The organism is Micromonospora pisi, assembly GCF_003633685.1.
Taxonomy (GTDB): domain Bacteria; phylum Actinomycetota; class Actinomycetes; order Mycobacteriales; family Micromonosporaceae; genus Micromonospora_G; species Micromonospora_G pisi.
Window position 1 is genome coordinate 8413891 of sequence record NZ_RBKT01000001.1, and the last position, 17461, is coordinate 8431351.

General features: G+C 70.2%; 15 protein-coding genes. 7 read left to right on the forward strand and 8 right to left on the reverse strand.

Going from position 1 to position 17461, the window contains the following annotated elements:
- Window positions 1-298: 298 nt before the first annotated feature.
- The 4 genes from BDK92_RS36675 to BDK92_RS36690 form a co-directional block, all read right to left on the reverse strand.
- Window positions 299-3373, reverse strand: coding sequence for an AfsR/SARP family transcriptional regulator (locus tag BDK92_RS36675; RefSeq protein ID WP_147457262.1), 3075 nt, complete (start codon window positions 3371-3373; stop codon window positions 299-301).
- Between the two features lie 180 nt (window positions 3374-3553).
- Entirely contained in the window at window positions 3554-3931 is a 378-nt protein-coding gene (locus BDK92_RS36680; protein ID WP_121160911.1) for a peptidase inhibitor family I36 protein, read from the reverse strand.
- A 44-nt stretch (window positions 3932-3975) separates the two neighbouring features.
- Window positions 3976-4992 carry a hypothetical protein gene (locus BDK92_RS36685; RefSeq protein WP_121160912.1) on the reverse strand — a complete coding sequence of 339 codons (1017 nt, stop codon included), beginning with the start codon at window positions 4990-4992 and terminating at the stop codon, window positions 3976-3978.
- Window positions 4993-5554: 562 nt separating this feature from the next.
- Window positions 5555-6946, reverse strand: a complete 1392-nt coding sequence (locus tag BDK92_RS36690) for an aminotransferase-like domain-containing protein (protein ID WP_121160914.1) — start codon at window positions 6944-6946, stop codon at window positions 5555-5557.
- On the opposite strand from BDK92_RS36690, the gene BDK92_RS36695 reads away from it, so the two are divergent.
- A complete protein-coding gene (locus tag BDK92_RS36695; protein WP_121160916.1) occupies window positions 6945-7883 on the forward strand; it encodes a DMT family transporter in 939 nt (312 codons plus the stop codon). The genes BDK92_RS36690 and BDK92_RS36695 overlap by 2 nt on opposite strands.
- 146 nt (window positions 7884-8029) lie before the next feature.
- Here BDK92_RS36695 and BDK92_RS36700 read toward each other — a convergent pair whose 3' ends face one another.
- On the reverse strand, window positions 8030-8566 hold the full coding sequence (locus tag BDK92_RS36700; protein ID WP_147457263.1) for a hypothetical protein: 537 nt from the start codon (window positions 8564-8566) through the stop codon (window positions 8030-8032).
- Between the two features lie 215 nt (window positions 8567-8781).
- On the opposite strand from BDK92_RS36700, the gene BDK92_RS36705 reads away from it, so the two are divergent.
- On the forward strand, window positions 8782-9171 hold the full coding sequence (locus BDK92_RS36705; protein WP_121160920.1) for an MmcQ/YjbR family DNA-binding protein: 390 nt from the start codon (window positions 8782-8784) through the stop codon (window positions 9169-9171).
- A 162-nt stretch (window positions 9172-9333) separates the two neighbouring features.
- Window positions 9334-9897, forward strand: a complete 564-nt coding sequence (locus BDK92_RS36710; protein WP_147457264.1) for a hypothetical protein — start codon at window positions 9334-9336, stop codon at window positions 9895-9897.
- Window positions 9898-9904: 7 nt separating this feature from the next.
- Here the strand turns inward: BDK92_RS36710 and BDK92_RS36715 are convergent, their stop codons facing one another.
- Complete coding sequence (locus BDK92_RS36715) at window positions 9905-10954, reverse strand: helix-turn-helix transcriptional regulator (RefSeq protein ID WP_121162875.1); 1050 nt, start codon at window positions 10952-10954, stop codon at window positions 9905-9907.
- A 146-nt stretch (window positions 10955-11100) separates the two neighbouring features.
- Here BDK92_RS36715 and BDK92_RS36720 point away from each other — a divergent pair, with 146 nt between their 5' ends.
- Window positions 11101-12201 (forward strand): winged helix DNA-binding domain-containing protein, encoded by a 1101-nt coding sequence (locus BDK92_RS36720; protein ID WP_121160924.1) that lies wholly within the window; start codon window positions 11101-11103, stop codon window positions 12199-12201.
- Between the two features lie 58 nt (window positions 12202-12259).
- On the opposite strand, the gene BDK92_RS36725 is transcribed toward BDK92_RS36720, so the two are convergent.
- On the reverse strand, window positions 12260-13297 hold the full coding sequence (locus tag BDK92_RS36725) for an acetamidase/formamidase family protein (protein ID WP_170208829.1): 1038 nt from the start codon (window positions 13295-13297) through the stop codon (window positions 12260-12262).
- Window positions 13298-14261: 964 nt separating this feature from the next.
- On the opposite strand from BDK92_RS36725, the gene BDK92_RS36730 reads away from it, so the two are divergent.
- From BDK92_RS36730 to BDK92_RS36740, 3 genes are all read left to right on the forward strand, one after another.
- A complete protein-coding gene (locus BDK92_RS36730; protein ID WP_246017433.1) occupies window positions 14262-15146 on the forward strand; it encodes a fructosamine kinase family protein in 885 nt (294 codons plus the stop codon).
- 195 nt (window positions 15147-15341) lie between these two features.
- Window positions 15342-15722, forward strand: coding sequence for a MarR family winged helix-turn-helix transcriptional regulator (locus BDK92_RS36735; protein ID WP_211349499.1), 381 nt, complete (start codon window positions 15342-15344; stop codon window positions 15720-15722).
- Window positions 15723-15752: 30 nt separating this feature from the next.
- Complete coding sequence (locus BDK92_RS36740) at window positions 15753-16412, forward strand: SDR family NAD(P)-dependent oxidoreductase (RefSeq protein WP_246017613.1); 660 nt, start codon at window positions 15753-15755, stop codon at window positions 16410-16412.
- A gap of 288 nt (window positions 16413-16700) precedes the next feature.
- On the opposite strand, the gene BDK92_RS36745 is transcribed toward BDK92_RS36740, so the two are convergent.
- Window positions 16701-17363 carry a hypothetical protein gene (locus BDK92_RS36745; protein WP_121160931.1) on the reverse strand — a complete coding sequence of 221 codons (663 nt, stop codon included), beginning with the start codon at window positions 17361-17363 and terminating at the stop codon, window positions 16701-16703.
- Window positions 17364-17461 lie beyond the last annotated feature (98 nt).

Here is a 17461-nt window from a genome sequence, read left to right on the forward strand (position 1 = left end):
CAGTTGGAGGAAACCTACAAAAAGAGTTGTGGGGTTTGCTGAGGATGGGCGGGTTGGAACCGGGTCGCAGCGACAGCGGCGCCAGCACGTCTGCTCGTGTTTCGGCAGATCCCTCGCGCCCCTCAGCCGTCCACCGGGTGGCCCGCGAGCTGGCAGTTTCGCGGGAGTCGAGGCGGGCCTGGCCGGGCGGCCACTCGACATCCCCGTCAACAAGGGAGCGGTCGAGACGATGAGCATGACCTTGGCCAGCGAGGTCGAGGTCCGAGGAATCACGGTGAACGCGGTCGCTCCCGGTCCGTCAGCAGGAGGCGAGGCGTCCGGCCGCGGCGGCGTCGAGGCAGGCGATGAGGGCGGCGACCTCGTCGGCCTTGGGACGCTGGCCCAGGCGCCGGTGGATGTCCAGCGCCTCCTGCCAGGTGCGGCGTGCGGCGTTCGGGTCGACCGCGGCCTGGGCCTCGCCGAGAACGCCGAGGGCGTCCGCCAGAAAGGCCGCCCAGCCGCGCTCGCGCCACAGCCGCACCGATGCCTCCAGATGCCTGACAGCCAGGGCATGGTGGCCGTCGGCGAGTTCGACCGCGCCGAGGGCGCCGAGGGCGTCGGCGGTGTGGTGCGGGAGGTTGTACTCGCGGGCGATCGTCAGGGCGGCGGTCGCGTAGCCCCGGGCGCGCCGGTCGTCGTGCAGCAGATGGGCACGGGCGAGGCCGAGCAGTGTCAGGACCTCGGCGTACCGGTCCTGGTAGCGGCGCAGGATGAGCAGTGACTCCTCGAGCGCCGCCACGGCCGGCGCCGCGCGGCCGACGCGGGTGTGCAGGATTCCCAGGAACTGCAGGACGGTCGCCACGTAGCGCAGGTTGTCCAGCCGGCGGGCCAGGTCGAGGGCGGTGGTGAGGTGGCCTTCGGCCTCCGCGAGTGCGAGCGACTCGCCGTGCATCATGGCGCGGGCCACGTGCGCCCGAGCCTGGCCGCCGAGATGTCCGTGCTCCTCGGCCAGGCGCATGGCGTCCTCCGCCCGGGCCGCCGCCTCGGCGTACCGGCCCTTCGCGATCAGGGCCCACGCGACGTCCACGGCGGCATCGGCCATCCCCGGGCCGTGGCCCACCTCGGCGAAGAGCTCGGCGAGCCGCTCGGCCTGGCGGTGCATCCGGTCCATCGCGACGCCGGGGTGGTCCGCCTCGTGCCATGTCTCCAGTTCGATGAGGCCGCGCAGCATCACGGCCTCGCCGAGGCGGTGACCGGCCGAGCGGCACGCCTCCTGCACGTACTTGTTGGTGGCCCGCCAGTCGATGTACATGCCGCGGATGTCGAAGTACTTCTCCAGGCAGCCGGCCAGGTCGAAGGCGAGCTCCACCGCTCCCTCGTCGCAGGCCTGTCGGACGACGGCCAGCAACGCGGCGCGCTCGACGACGAACCAGTCGAGGGCGTCGGGCAGGTCGTCCAGTCCGGTGACGACCGTCGGCGGGGCGTCGCCCCGGATTGCCGCGTAGCACGGCCCCGGGATTCGGTCGCTCATCTGCCCCGCCAGCCACAGGTAGGCGCCGAACCCGGAGCGCAGCACGGCCGCCCCGCCCTCGACCTCCTCCCGGCCGGCTCGCTCCCGCAGGTAGAGCCGGACCAGGTCGTGGAACCGGTATCGGCCGCCGCCGGCGAGGTCGGTCCCGCCGTCGAGCAGCAGCTGAGCGTCGACGAGCCGCTCGAGGAGACCCTCGGCCTCGGCGACCGGCACGTCCAGGACAGCCGCCGCGAGCCACGACGGGAAGTCCGGTACCGAGAAGAGGCTGAGCCGGCGGGCGAGGCGCCGACCGGCCTCACCGATCACGCGGTAGCTGGACGCGAGCGACGTCCGGACCGCCAGGTCGCCCGCGACGAGGTTGTCCAGGCGTCGGTGTTCGTCGCGCAGCGCGCCGGCCAGGCGTGACATCGGCCAGGCGGGCCGTGACCGCAGCCGCGCCCCGGCGATGCGGACGGCGAGTGGCAGCCGCCCGCACCACCGGAGGATCGCCGCGCTCTCTGCCGGCTCCCGAGCGACTCGCTGGGATTGGGCGACGCGCCCGAGCAGTGATGTTGCCTCCTCCTCGGAGAAGACATCGAGCTGTATCCGGCGCGCCCCTTCCAGGCCGTCGAGACCGAACCGGCTCGTTACCACAGCCGCGCAGGAACCGTCGCCGGGCAGCAGCGGGCGAATCTGGCTCTCGTCCGCCGCGTCGTCAAGGACCACCAGGACTCGTCGTCCGGCGAGGCGGGACCGGTACGCGTCGGCGCGTTCCGTCAGATCGAACGGGATCGCCCGCTCGTCGACATCGAGCGCGCGCAGGAAGCGGGCGAGCACATCCCCCGCCTCTACGGGTCTCGGGTCGGTGCCGCGCAGGCTCGCGTAGAGCTGGCCGTCCGGATAGGTGTCGCCCACCCGGTGCGCGGCGTGCACCGCCAGGGTCGTCTTGCCGACCCCGCCCATGCCGGTGATCGTCACGACCCGCAGCGACGTGCCCGGGTCCTCGCCACCGGGAACGAGCGCCGCGTGGAGCTGCTCCAGCTCGGCCCGTCGGCCGGTGAAGTCCACGATGTCCGGCGGCAGCAGCGCGGGTACGGTCGTGGTGGCGCTCTCCGCCGCGGCGGCCTCGCCCGGCACCGCCGGCTCCCGAGCATCCCCGGACTCATCGGCGCGCAGGATCAGCCGCTCCATGTCGAGGAATGCCTGTCCCGGCTCCAGTCCGTGCTCGTTGGCGAGGAATCGGCGGAGTTCACGCCCGGCGGCCAGCGCGTCGGCCCGCCGGGCGCAGCGGTGCAGGGCGAGCATGAGGGCGCACCAGAGTCGCTCCCGGGTGGGCTCGTCACGCGCGGCCCGCCACAGCTCCGGCACCACCTCGTTGTGCCGCCCCAGCTCCAGCTCGGCGTCGAAGAGCGCCTCGTACGCGGCGAGGCGTTCCTCGTCGAACTGGGCGCGGGCAGCCGCCACATAGGCGCCGGCGGCGTCGGCGAGGGCGGGGCCCCGCCACAACGCGAGCGCCTCGCGCAGCAGCGGGACCCGGGTCTCGGGCGGCTTGCCACGGGCGCGGCTCACCAGCGCCCCGAAGCGTAGGTAGTCGAGCTCATCCGGCCCGACCCGCAGCGCGTAGCCGCCGGCCCGCGTCTCCAGCGGCAACGCGTCGGCGCCGCGCACCGATCGCCGGATCGTGGAGACGTCGGCCTGGAGTTGGGAGCGGGCGGTCGCGGGCGCGGCGCCGCCCCACATCGCCTCGGTCAGCGCCTCCACCGTGACCACCCGGCCCGCGTTCAGCAGGAGGTAGCCCAGCACGGCCCGGTGCCGGGGGCGCGGGATGACGGCCTGCTCGTCGCCGTGCCAGACCTCAACTCCGCCCAGGATCCGGTACCGCACGGCCACCCCCTCACCCCGTATCGGCGCGTCGGGGCAAGGCTATCGCCGGGCGTACCAGAAAAGCGATTTCTGTAGGATTGTCGATCCTGGAACCGGCGTGATCGTGGCGCGCCGTGAAACGCCGCCCGGCCAGTGGGCCGGGCGGCGCTGTCATCCGAGATCACGACAGTGGGCGGGCCCTCAGCACCCGTGAACCCACTGGTGGGAGCTGTAGTCGTTGTCATCCATTCCGGCGTCGTAGGTCTCTCCGGGATTGACGCAGATGTCGTAGCCCGCCCAGTCGGCGTGCAGGTAGACCATGACGTTGTCGGGAACGCTGGAACTCGACACGGCGTCGTTGAAGAGGGATTCGGCGTCGTCGGCCATGCCCTCGTTCCCCCAGTTCGAGTCGTTTACGTACCAGCCCCAGAAGTCGCCGCTGAAGCTGTCGTTGGACCAGGCACAGAACTGCCCTGAGGCGCACTGGCTGAGGCTGGCGCTGGCGCTGCTTGGCGCCACCAGCAGGCTCGCCGCCACGACGGTCAGGCCGATGACCATGGCCTTGAACATCTTGATCATGGATCTGTCCTTTCGGTTGTCTTCCTGTCGAACGGTGTGCGGTGCTAGGCGTCGGCCAGGGCTTGCCTGGCCCGGGGAATGGCTTCCCGTTCGAAGGACCTCAGTCCCTCGATCTCGCGTGCGAACCTCCTTTCGATCTCCGGGCGGTACCTGCCCTCCAGCGCGCCGATGGTCCGGGAGAACCCGGTGGAGCCGGCGCACTCCGCCTCGGTCTCGGCTGCGGCGACCTCCGGTGCCGGGGCCCGCTCAGCGGCCGGTTCCGCAGTTCCGGGTGCGACGAGTTCACGCAGTTCCTGCGGGGAGGACGCGGCATATCCGCGCTGCCGCACACACGCGGACCAGGCGGCGAGCCCGGTCCGGTACTCGGGGGCCGCGGTCACCCGACCGGCGACGTAGCTGCCGAGATGGTCGACGATCCGACGCACCCGGTACCAACCGGCGAGGTCCCCGAAAAGGGTCCGCCGGGCCTCGGCGGTGCAGCCGTTGTCGGGCCCCGAGATCCGTCCGAGATCGGGCAGGTCCACGGTGAGCTGGCGCCCGGATCCCTGGAGCGCCTCCTGCCAGTCCCGCTGCTGCCGCGGCGTCAGCTTTTCCAGGTTCGCGAAGTTGGCATCCTGGTCCCGCTCGCGGGCTCTGTCGACCAGGGTTCCGTACCCGTGCTCGCGGGCCCACCCGACGTCATCGAGCACGTAGCGGAAGTCCTGGTCCGTCGGCGACGGCGGCTGCTCCTCGTACGTGAACCCGTGCCGGGCCATGCAGCGCGTGATCAGCCGCTCCGAGGCCCGGTGGAGCAGTTCGTCCTCGCTGGCAGCCACCGGCTGACCCCCGGAGGCCGGTGCGTCCTCGGCGGCACCCGTCCCGTTGGTGATGACCGCCCACCCGGCCATGACGCCGAGGGCGATGCCGGCCGCGACGAGGCCGACCAGCGGGCCGCGCCACCTGGTACGACTGTCCGGGCTGGTCCGCGAGCCCCCGAATGCCCGCGGACCAGCCCCGCTCTCCCGGGCCCTGTTCGCCTCGTCTGACGGTGGCCCGGCGTCGTGCTGGCGCTGTCCAGTCATGCGAAGCACTCCTGAGCGTCGGTGTTGCCGGCCAGTCCGGCGGCGACCACCACACCGACGGTCACCAGCGGCGGCACCGCGGCCAGGCGACGGAGTATTCCTGGCATCAGTTCCTCCATCGATCGACGAAACCGTCCCCCCGCCGATCGGCGAGGCCGGCGCCGGAAGGGGCGCTGGTTCGATGCTCGGCCACGCCATTGATACGGCCGCCATACGCTCGCCATACGTCTGGCATATGCGCGCGCCCCCGCCGCATCGCGGCGGCGCATCAGGCGGGGGGTTATTCGGGGACAGGTCTACCAGCGATGTCGTATTCGCGGCTCACGAAGCCGATCGGCTCGTCGAGCAGAGGAGTCTTCGGTGGTTGGCCGGATGCAGTGCCGACCGACACCAACCCCGCGTGCACGAGCCGACATTCGCCGCGGTCAATGGCCGCAGGTAATTCATGCCCGCAGATCTGAAGGCCGGGCAGAGAGGATCGCATGTCGGAGCAGGCGTTGCGCGATTACCAACAAGAGACCGCCCGCAGTCCCGTAGGGATCAAACGACATCGGCTCGTCGGCTATTGAAGGAGAGCGCGGGCGAGACGGCGGACTGCCTCGTCCATCAGGTCAGGTGGCGCGGCGGCGTAGGTGAGGCGCAGATGTGGGGCCGGGGGTTCGGCGGCGTACCAGGGACGGCCGGGGAAGACGACGACGCCTTCGGCGGCTGCGGCAACGGCGAGCGCGACGTCGTCGGTGCCCTCGGGTAGGCGGGCCCAGAGATGTAGGCCGCCGCGCGGAACCGGCTGCTCGGCGAGTTGCGGGAGGTGCCGGCGGAGGGCGGTCAGGAGCGCCTCACGACGGGTCCGTAGCGCGGTGCGTAGAGCGCGGCGGTGACGCGCCCAGGCGGGGGCGGTGACGAACTCGAGCGTGGCCTGTTGCAGTGGTCCGGCGACGAAGAAGTCGTCGAGCAACCGGGCCGCGCGCAGCCGGGTACCGGCCGGGCCACGGGCGCCGATCGCGGCGACGCGCAGCCCGGGCGCGGCTGACTTGGTGAGTGAGCGCAGGTATATGACGTGTCCGTCGGGGTCGTCGGCGGCCAGGGGTGGCGGGGCCTCCCCGTCGATGGTGAGATCGCGGGCGTAGTCGTCCTCGATCAGGAACGCCCCGGCGTCGCGTACGGCCTCGGCGACCTGGGCCCGGCGGTGACCTGCCAGTGTCGCACCGTGCGGGTTGGCGTGGAGCGGCTGGCAGTAGAACAGCCGGGCGCCGGTACGGGCGAACGCGGCCGCGAGTTGGTCGGGTCGTACGCCGTCGGTGTCGGCGGGCACGGGCACCACCCGCAGTCCGGCGGCCCGGGCGGCGGCCAGTGCGCCCAGGTAGGTCGGCGACTCGACGAGCACCGTGTCGCCAGGTGAGGTCAGCGCGCGCAGTGCGGTGGAGAGGGCGGCCTGTCCACCGGGACAGATCACCATGTCGTCGGCGCGTAGCCCGGTCCCGGCCTCGCGGGCGAACCAGGCGCGCAGGTCCGCGCGTCCCTCGGCCGGTCCTCGCTGCCAGGATGCGGGCTGCCGGGCGGCGCGGGTGAGCGCGGCGCCGAGCGCGGCGGCGGGCTGCAGATCCGCGTCCAGGTAGCCGCCGGAGAGCGGGATCGCTCCTGCGGGTGGTAACGCCAGTAGCGCCTGCATGTCTTCCTCGCCCGGTCGGCGGGGGCCGAGCGCGACGGTCTGCCAGGACAGGTCGGGGGCGCGTCGCTCGTCCGGTGGGGCGGCCACGTAGGTGCCTTTACCGGGTCGTGCGTCGATCAGGCCCTCTGCTACCAGCTGCCGGATCGCCTCGGCGACGGTAACCGGCGAGGCCTGATGCCGGGCGGTCAGCTGACGTACCGAGGGGAGTCGCGTGCCGGGATCCGCGACAGCCACGAGTCGACGCAGATCTTGGATCACGCGTCCGGCTGCGTTACCGTCATTCATGAGTGTCCAGAGTAGCGCTACTGCCAGGAACACGGTAACGGTCAATCGCGGGGTCGGCTTGGCCCTCGGTGCGCTGGGCGTGCTCGCCTTCAGCATGTCGCTGCCGGCGACCCGCGTCGCCGTGCAGCAGTTCGACCCGTGGTTGGTGGCCTTCGGTCGGGCCGTCGGCGCGGCGCTGCTGGCGTGGGCGTACCTACGATTCACCGGCGCTCCCCGGCCGACCGGTGGGCAGTGGCGGCGACTGTCGATCGTCGCGCTCGGCGTCGTCGTCGGCTTCCCGCTCTTCACCTCGCTGGCGCTGATCACCCAGACCTCCGCGCACGGCGCGGTCGTCATCACCGTGCTGCCCGCCATGACCGCCGTGTTCGCGGTGCTGCGGGCAGAGGAGCGCCCACCGTTGCTGTTCTGGGTCGCGAGCGGCGGTGGGCTGCTGGCGGTGCTCACCTTCCTCGGTGCCAGCGGCGCGGTCAACGGCGCCCTGTCCCTGGCCGACCTGTTCCTGCTCGCGGCGGTCGTGCTCTGCGGCCTCGGGTACGCCGAGGGCGGCGCGCTCGCCCGCGAACTGGGCGGCGCCCGGACGATCTGTTGGGCGTTACTGCTGTCGTTGCCGGTCACCGTGCCCGTCACGATCGCCGCCGCCGCTGCCGCGCCCCCGCATGCCGACGCTGTCGCCTGGTCGGCGTTCGGATACCTCAGCGTGGTATCCATGTTCCTGGGCTTCTTCGCCTGGTACGCGGGCCTGGCCCGGGGCGGTATCGCGCAGGTCGGTCAGATCCAGCTCGCACAGCCGGTGCTCACCCTGGTCTGGTCAGCCCTGCTGCTCGGTGAGACCGTCACCCCAGCCTCCATCGCGGCGGCGCTGGTCGTGCTGGCCTGCGTCGTACTGACCCAACGCACCCGTACCAACGTGCGGGTGCCCGCAGTGGGAAAGGCCTGACCAGGTACGTACCGCGCACTTCTCCGCGGACGTGTCGGCGTCCGTGAACTGCTGACCACCACCGCGCTGCCGACACTTCGGCAGCCGATGCGGACGGTGTCGTCGCGGACCTGGGCGCGACGGGGCAGGACACGACCGCCGAGGGGTTACCCGGTCACCAGGCGCAGGATTATGACGCCATCGGTGACGCTCACCAGTTGCAGCGCGGTCGTCCCGGAGCGTGGCTTCGGCGGACCGACGGGTCCTGCCGAGCACGAGGAGCCCCCACCCCCGTCGGTAAAGGTCAGCGTGCAGTTTCCCTTGAGGGTGCCGTTGCTGCTGGCGCCGCTGGCCAGCGTCATGTCGAAGTCGACCCCGTCCGGGAGCACCTTGCGGACCGCGAGTACGCCCGACCCGCGCAACCTGATCTCGACCGGTTCGGAGACAGCGACCTCGCAGTTCCCGTCCCGGCAGGCGGCGTAGGTGGTGCCGTCCGCCGCCGTCGGTGCCGCCGTCGGTGCGGCCGACGTGGCCGCAGGCGTGGTCGGGACGACCGCGGTCGCTCCGACGTCGCTCGGGCTGCTATTCGGCGGGGGAGTGGCCCGACCCCCGCCCTCCGAGGCGCTGCCGCAGCCGGCCGGGGCCAGGGCCGCCAGCAGCACACCGGCGATCAAAGTCGTCCTGTGGAGGCGCGTCGATGTCATGAGTCGACCGTAACCGCACCCTCGGAGGAACACTGGCTCCCAACGCCGACGCGCAGCAGAGCGCCGTACCTGCTGCGGGTTGACATCGGGTACGCCCGGCAGAGGGTGAGCAGGAAGTTCCAACCTCCTCGACCCCGTCGCTCACGCGCCAGTTCACGGTCGGCGTACCGGTTAGCCTGTCGGTATGCACACGCCTGACTCCGGGAGCAACCGCGATGGCTGACGCCGACGACGTCCGTCACCTGGCGCTCGCTCTGCCACACGTGGCCGAGATCGACAGCGAGGGCTTCGACTTCCGGGTCGCCGACAAGGGGTTCGTCTGGTCCTACCCCGAGCGCAGACCTGGGCAGCCACGCCTCATCCGTACCGACATCGCGGTCCTGCACGTCGGCGACGAGGCGGAGAAGCAGGCGCTGTTGCTCGGCGAGCCCGAGATCTTCTTCACCACACCCGCCTACGACGGGCTGCCCCTGGTGATGCTGCACTTGGCGAAGGTGGACGTCGACCGTCTGAGGGAGCTCGTCACCGACGCGTGGCGTATGCGCGCTCCAGACGCGCTCGCCCGGGACCTCGACGCCGATTCAGCGAGCCACAATCCGGGCTGAACAGGGTCGCGCGGGTGAGAAGTTGTGGTTGCAGCGCTGCCCCACACTCCGACTGTGGCTGAAGACAACGCGGCATCCTCGCCAGCGCCAGCGCCAGACGACCCTGACCCGAAGTCGTTGCGTGGCTACTTCATGCGACATCAGGTAGTCATCAACCTTGCGATGGTCGTCATAACGACGATCGTCACCGGCTGGGGTTTCTACTACGCCCGCGAGGCCCACCTGGCCGCCAAGGCGCAGGAGCAGTACAAGAACGCGTCGAACGTCGCGATCTGGACGGTGCCACAAGGGAGCGCTCTCAACCCGTACAAGAAGAACGCGATTCAGATCCAGAACATGTCGACCGCTGTAGCGGACGAGGTGTACCTCATGAACTGGACGGAGGAGCGCCCATTGAAATGGTCGGTGCAGGACGGGCAGACCACCGTCGACTCGTACGGCGCGTGGGACCTGGCCGACATCGGGCCGTGCACCAGTGTGATGATGGCGCACCCCGACCCGGAGAACGACAGGATCGGGCTGCTGTTCATCCAGGAGGGCCGCACATGGCTGGTCGTCGTCGGTGCGCGACCAGAACCCCTCGGCGACAAGGGCTATCTGGTACGCAACCAGACGACGTCCGTGACTGTCCCGTTCAGCATCACGGTTGCCGGCGGGGACGGCACCGGGCCCACCCCGTCACCCACCCCGCCCATCGGGGGACACTGGCGTGACTCCGCCTGTTGACGCCCCTTCACGCGGCCTGCGGATTCCTGTCCTCGGTGCAGGCGCCGCCAACGGCATCGGCGCCAGGCGGGCTGGCTGCGGCGGTGGCGTAGCGGCGGGCAAGGTGTGCGAAGGCGTTCCCGAGTTCGGCGGGGCCGACGACTTCGATGTCGGTGTCGAACCTGCCGATGGTGGCGGCCAGGCCCGGCCACGACCACGATCCCAGGGTGAGCCGGCAGCGGTTCGGGCCGAGTTCCTCGACGACTCCGTCCCGGATGTAGCGGGACACCTCGGCGGCGGGTACGTCGAGGATCACCTTTCCACGGCAAGGCCAGTCGCCAGAGTCGCCGGACCCCCGGAACCTGCTGGCGACAAAGGCGGCCACCTCACCTCCGGGCAGCTCGCGGGGGGTGAAGCGGGGCCCCGTAGGGGTGCGCGGAGTGATCCGGTCGGCACGGAAGGTGCGCCAGTCCTCGCGGTCGAGGTCCCAGGCGACGAGGTACCAGCGCCCGCCCCAGGTGACAAGGTGGTGGGGTTGCACCCGGCGTGGCGGCGTCCGTACGCCCTTGTCGTCCACCCCTGCCGGAGCTGCGAGGATGTAGTCGAAGCGCAGCACCTCACGGGTGTGGATGGCGGCACTGATCGCCATGATCACGCTGCTGTCGACCTGTGGCTCCGGTCGGATCGTCGGCCGCTCGACGGCGGTGAACTGGAGGGTGTCGATCCGGCGGCGCAGCCGTGCGGGCATGACCTGCCGGACGGTGTTCAGCGCACGCGCCGCGGCTTCCTCGATGCCGGCACCGGCGGTGGTGGCGATCTGGAGTGCGATGGCCAGAGCGACGGCCTGCTCGTCGTCGAAGAGTAACGGGGGCAGCTCGGCGCCGGCGTCAAGCCGGTAGCCACCGTCAGGTCCCTTGAAGGCCACGATGGGATAGCCGAGCTCGCGCAGGCGCTCGACATCACGGCGCAGCGTGCGCGGGCTGACCTCCAGCCGCTCGGCGAGCAGCGCCCCCGGCCAGTCCCGGCGCGCCTGGAGTAGCGAGAGCAACGACAGCAGTCGCGCTGAGGTCTTCGGCATGATCCCCATATTGCCCCGAGAAGTGGTCACTCCCTGGCCGCTTTGGCTGCGACTGTTGTCGCGTGCCAGTCATCGACAACCTGAAGGGCCCGAACGCCGGGACCTCGCCCGCCGTCACCACGTCCTCAACCGTCGGGCGCTAGCCGATGGCTGTTCTCGACGCGCGGGCGCTCAACCGTGCGACACTCGCCCGACAGTTGCTACTCGATCACGCCGACGTGCCGGTCCTCGACGCTGTCGCGCACCTTTGTGGCCTGCAGGCGCAGGAACCGCAGGAGCCGTTCGTCGGGCTCTGGTCCCGGCTGCGCGCGTTCGACCCGGCGGTGCTCTCGGACCTGATGACCCGGCGCGGCGTGGTGCGGACCCACCTCATGCGCCGCACCGTCCACCTCCTCACCGCCGACGACGCCGTGGCCTGGCGCGCCCGCCACGACAGCATGCTGCGTCAACGGGTCCTCGGGACCTACCGCCGCGAGCTCGCCGGGGTGGACCTCGACGAACTGGCAGCGGCGGGCCGGGCGGTGATGGCCGACGCCGCGCCCCGCTCGATGACCGAACTCGCGCGGGCGTTGGCCGTACGTTGGCCGGAGCCAGGGCCGCGAGCGCTGGGCGAAATGTTGGTCGCCGCCCTCATTCCGATGGTCCAGTTGCCGCCGCGCGGGCTGTGGCGTACGCGGGCGGGAGTGCGCAACGTCCTGCTTTCCTCCTGGGTGGGGCGCGAGACAGACCCGCCGGCCCCGGAGGGCTCCGACCCGGTTGGCGAATCGCTGGTACGGCGCTACCTCGCCGCGTTCGGCCCGGCCGCCGTCGCCGACGTGCGCGCCTGGTGTGGTCTCGCCGGACTGCCCGCCGCGGTGGCGGCGATACGCCACGAGCTGGTTGCCTTCCGCGACGAGCGAGGCCGGGAACTGTTGGACCTGCCCGACGCACCGCGCCCCGACCCCGACACACCGGCCCCGGTACGGTTCCTGCCGGCGTTCGACAACGCACTCCTCGGTTACGACGACCGCAGCCGGATCGTCGACAACGCGCACCGGGGTCTGTCGGTCGCCGGCGCTCGTGTTGTCCTGGTCGACGGCCGCGTCGCCGCGACGTGGGGCGTCCAGGACGGCACCGTGGTCGTCGCTCCGCTGCGCCGTTTCTCCCGGGCCGACCGCGCCACCGTAGCCGAGCAGGCGCGGGCGCTTGCGTCGTTCCTTTCCGACAACGACAGCGACCGCATCAGGATCGCCGCGTCTCCCCGCTGAACCTGACGTGAGATGCGTTCGGACCGGGACCTGACCGGGGGTTGGACCCCAGGTCGGATCAGCCGCGTCCCTTGAAGACGCTCTTCGGGATGTAGCCGGTCACCACCTGGGTGCGGTCGACGACCTCGGCGTTGTGGTAGTTCACCGCGATAGAGGCGAACGAGTAGGCCTTCGGCACGGTCAGGTTCTGGGTGCTGACGAGGAAGTCGACGGTCTTCTCGACCGCGATCCGCATGGCCCGGTCGAGGTCCCAGTGGATGCCCATCATCACCCAGTGGTCGTCGGTCTCGGCCCACGGCAGCTCGGTCTCCACGTTCTTGATCAGAGTGATGCGGAACGTGCCGGCGAGCGAGTGCTCGACGGCGGTGCCACTGACCTCGCCGTCGCCCTGGCAGCTGTGCGGGTCGCCGATGAAGATCTGCGCGCCGGGTTGGAAGACCGGCAGGTAGAGCGTCGTGCCGGCGTTGAGGTCGCGGACATCCATGTTGCCTCCGAACCTGCCCGGAGGTGTGGAGTTCTGCACGCCGGTGGCCGGCGGCGGGGCATCCTCGGTGTTGCCGATGAACTCGCCTGTCGGCGGGGCGACCGCGATGATCCCCATGAACTTGTGGGTCGGAATGATGATGCCGTCGGCGAAGAAGACGACCTCCTTACCTCGGTACATTCCGGTGCGGTAGAGGTGGGTGCGGACGTCGGGCCAGACGCCTGCGGGAAGGCCGGGTGGGATGTCGACGGGCATGTCGAGGCCCTGGTCCCCGTCACGCCAACCGGGGTAGAACGTCGCCATGACACCGCTGGTCGGTGCGGTGTTGTTGAAGCCGTACGGCACCCGGGTGTCGGTGTCGAGGACGTCGATCGCGATGGTGTCACCTGGCTCGGCGCCTCTGACGTAGATCGGGCCGGTGAGCACGTGCCCGCCGTACTGCCTGCCGGTGGCCTGGCGCTCGGGCAGGCTCTCCCAGAACGCCATTCCGTCGGGCAGGATCTCGTCCGGCTCGACGCCGAAGGCGCCGAAGTAGTCGCGTGGATTGACGGCAGGGTTGGTGAAGCCCTGGTGGGAGAGAGTGTCAACGCGGACGGTCTGACCCGATTCCATCGTGAGTCCGGGCTCCCAGCCAATCGGGAAGCCGCCCCAGTGCAGGTTGTCCGGGGTGGACCTGAGGTGGTGGTCCCACCTGGCCGGCCGGGGACCGCCGCGGCCGCTCCGACTGGCGGATGAGGCCTGGGCGGGGGCGGTGACACCGGCCGTGAACGATGCGGCCAGACCTGCGGCCAACAGGCTTCTACGACTTGCCGAGCTCCAGTGGTTGGTCGACATGCTGAACTCCCATCACTGACGAGTGCGACGCGGCCGCGCCCGGGTGCTCTGACGTGTCCCTTCCGGGAGTAGGGACCGGTACACAGTGGTCGCCCGCTGTGTCAGCCGCATGACGGTCGTGCAAATCCGGTGTGCTTCCCAGCCGAGACGACGCTTTCTCGCGTCTGGCGTCAGGTCCCATCGACGCAAGATACTCCCGTACCGGGCCGGTGCAGGCACGTACGCGAGGCCGCCTGGTCGCAGTGGTGTCGGATGAGGGGCAACCACGGCAACCGGGCGGAGTTGCCGTAGCTCGGGGTACCCGGCGTGGGCGACATACGAGTGGGATCAGAACGTGATGACCGTGGCCCCTTCGAGGGTGAACCGCAGAACTCGTCCCGGACGACCTTAAGGTTCAGCCCGCGCTTCAAGAGTTGCTCCTCGGATCCGTCGGCGCGTGCCCAGTTGACGCAGGCCCCACCAAGAGGCCGGCGCCCACCAGCGGCGTCGCAGCGCAGGAGCGGTGACGGCGGCGATCTCGATGCTGGTTACCTGGGCCCCGGATCCCAAGCAGCGTGGATCCAAGGGCGCGACCGGCAGCTGGGGTGGCACTACTGACGGTCACCGCACCGACGGACAGCGTGCACTGTCGGCGGCAGGTTGGGTCGTCGGACCTCGAACCAGACGTCAGTCTTCGGGAGGTAGTCAACCGTTGGTCACATAAGATCTGGCGAACAAGCACCCGCACAAGGAGGGGCCTGTCGTGACGCGCTCGGCAACGTTCCTCCTCGAGTGCATGCTCCGGGCCGGGATGTGTGACGTCGTCACAGTGGAGCCGGCGACGGGTGGGGTCGCGGCGCTCGCGGGCATAGCCACCCGCCGGGACGCGCCGTCGGTGTTCGTCAAGGCCTTCGCTGACGCGCCGGCCGACGACGTCTTCGTCGTGGAGGCGGAAGGGCTGGCCGCCCTGCGCGAGCTTGGCGGCGTGGCGACACCCGAGGTGATCCTGGCGGACCGAGAACTGCTTGTGTTGTCGGTGCTGCGGCCGAGGCCGCGCAGCGAGACTTTCTGGGAGCAGTTCGCGTACATGCTCGCCCGCCTGCATCTGAGCACGACCCATCCTCGCTTCGGATGGCACCGCGACAACTGGCTGGGTCGCCGCCGGCAGATCAATACCTGGGATGACGACGGCTTTGCGTTCTTCGCGCAGCACCGGCTGCTTCGGTGGCTCGGGCAGCCCCGCGTGGAGGCGGCACTCGAGCGTGGGGACCGGGCGGCGCTGGAGCGGCTGTGTCACCGGCTGCCCGACCTGCTGCCGGACCGGCCGGCATGCCTGACGCACGGCGACCTGTGGGCACAGAACGTCCTGGCGACTCCGGACGGGCACCCCGCGCTGATCGACCCGGCGGTGTCCTACATGTGGGCCGAGGTCGACCTCGCCCATGTGTGGTCCACCTCGCCCCCGCCCGAGGCGCAACGGTTCTTCGAGGTCTACGCGGAGCTGACCTCCCTTGATAGTGACTGGCGGACCCGCATGCCGATTGTCCAGCTCCGACAACACCTAGCCGTGCTGGCGCAGTTCGACGACGACTGGGGCGCGGGCGACCAGGTCCGTGCCACCCTTGCCCCGTTCCGGACACGAACCTGAGCAGAGGCCCGGCGGCTGACCGTGGCTACCGCATGAGGATTGGTGTCGGGGTACGGCTTGGAGCGCAGAGCCAGGTACACGATGTGCGGCTCTGTCGCCGATCTTGTGACGGTGCGGATCAGCTCGGTAGGAGTATCCGTTTGCGGTCGCTGCGGACGCAGGGTCTCAGGGCTGCCGCGGCCACAAGGTGTCGGCTTGTGCGGCGGTCAGGCTCCAGAGCGCCGGAGCGGGCTGAAACACTGGCAGTTCAAGGGGCTGTTGAAGCTGCGCCAGGCTGGCCCCTCGTACACAGCCAGCCCGTCGGATCTCGCCGAGCAACTCGGCTTGACCCGGGGCGCGCTGTCGGCGCGACTCGCCTTCCTGGCGGCAGCGGGCCTGGTGATCCGGACCCGCGACACGGCCGACCAACGCCGGGTACACGTCACACTGACCCCGGCCGGGCACCTGGCGTTCGAGCAGCACACCGGCTCGGAAGGGGCCGGAGAGGACGCGCTGCTGGCGGCGTTGTCCGCCCGGGAACGCGCCACCCTGGCAAACCTGCTACGGAAGGTGGTGCACTCCCTGGAGAACCAGTGACCTCATCGGCGCTGGAGCCACTACCAGCTGATCGCTCCAAGAGAACCTGCAGCAGGTCACACCGTCTACGTCGGTAGCCGGGACGCCGAACGCGGGCGCCGCGCCGCCGAGCAGCTGGGCGCGCGGGCCGTCCAGCTCGACGTCACCGACGACGCGTCCGTGGAGGCCGCAGCGAAGGCCATCGAGGCTGATGGAGGGCTGGACATACTGATCAACAACGCGGGCATCGAGGGAAGAGGTGCCGGCAACATCGTGATCGGCGCTGCGGACGTGACCGCCGACATGATGCGGGAGATGTTCGAGACGAACGTCTTCGGCACGGTCCGTGTCACCCACGCGTTCCTGCCGCTGCTGCAGCGTTCGGCTGCCCCCGTCATTGTCAATCTCAGCAGCGGCCTGGCCTCGCTGGCCCGGGTCACCGACGCGGGCACCCCGACGTACGCCTACCCAGGGGTCGCCTACCCGGCGTCGAAGACCGCGGTCAACATGATCACCGTGCAGTACGCGAAGGCGTTCCCGAACATGCGGATCAACGCGGTCGAGCCCGGTTTCACCAAGACCGACCTGAACGGAAACACCGGTATCCAGACTGTCGAGCAGGGCGCCGAGATCATCGTCCGGATGGCGCAGGTGGGCCCCGACGGCCCCACCGGAGGCTACTGCGATGCCGAGGGCCCCCTCCCCTGGTAGCAGGAGGGGTAACCAGGTGGAGGAAACCGGCCTGGTCGGCCCGTGCACACGCTGGGTCGGCCAGGCCGCAAAGCTCTGCGGACACCGCCAGTGACTGCGAGTGCTTCATCCGCGGGTACCTACTTCTCGGCGGAACCGGACGTCCTTCGTCTGATCAGGTCACGGCCGGCAGCTACCGACGGTGACGACGTGCGATCACTTTCGCGCCCTGACTGCGGCAGGTTCGGACACTGCGGCGGGCGTGGTCGACGACGGCGCCAGCGGCGTGAGAGAGGTTGGTCGGATCAATCAGGATGTCGGGAACGGCTGCGGCTGATCTTGGAGGTCGTTGACCCAGCGACAGAAGGGGTCGTCGGTTTCAGGGTCACCCATCTCGACGGGCTCGGGCACGATCTCCAGGGCGGTGGCCGGAATGGTCGCGCCGAACGTACGGTGCAACCAGTCGCGGTAGGGCGCGTTGACGGTGTCACCGTCCTCGTCCCACGGCTGGGGCGGGGCGGCGAACTCCTCGTTCCAGCAGATCTCTACGTAGCCGATTCCCAGCAACCGCAGGAAATCCAAGCCATTGTCGGCGAGCACGCACGTCATCAATGAGCCGCTGCCCGAACCGAGATGGACGACCCGCGTCCGCCGGTCGCCATCCAGCCATAGCGCAGCCATCGAACCCTCACCGCCGGTCTGCACAAACGGCCACAAACGCGCACTGGGAGCCCCAGCTACGTCCCCGAACCACGAGCGGGCGTACGAGGCCGTCTGCTCGGCGGTGTAGCCACGAAGCTCGACCGCAGTGCCTACCCGGGCGTCACGACAAAGTGAGCCGTACAGGTCTCCATCGTGACCCCTAACCACATAGCCCTGCTCCTCGACCCACTCGAACAGCAGGCGCAACGGTTCAAAGAAATCGAACCCGTGCGGGACGCGGCCCAATGTCATGTTCACGAACTCACCCACGTCGGCATCGTAGGCGAACGACGGTGTCCGACTCTCGACATGTCCGGTCGTCGGCCGGCGCTGGAGGCCAGTCACGGAGTGTGAGAGCTCTGGCTATG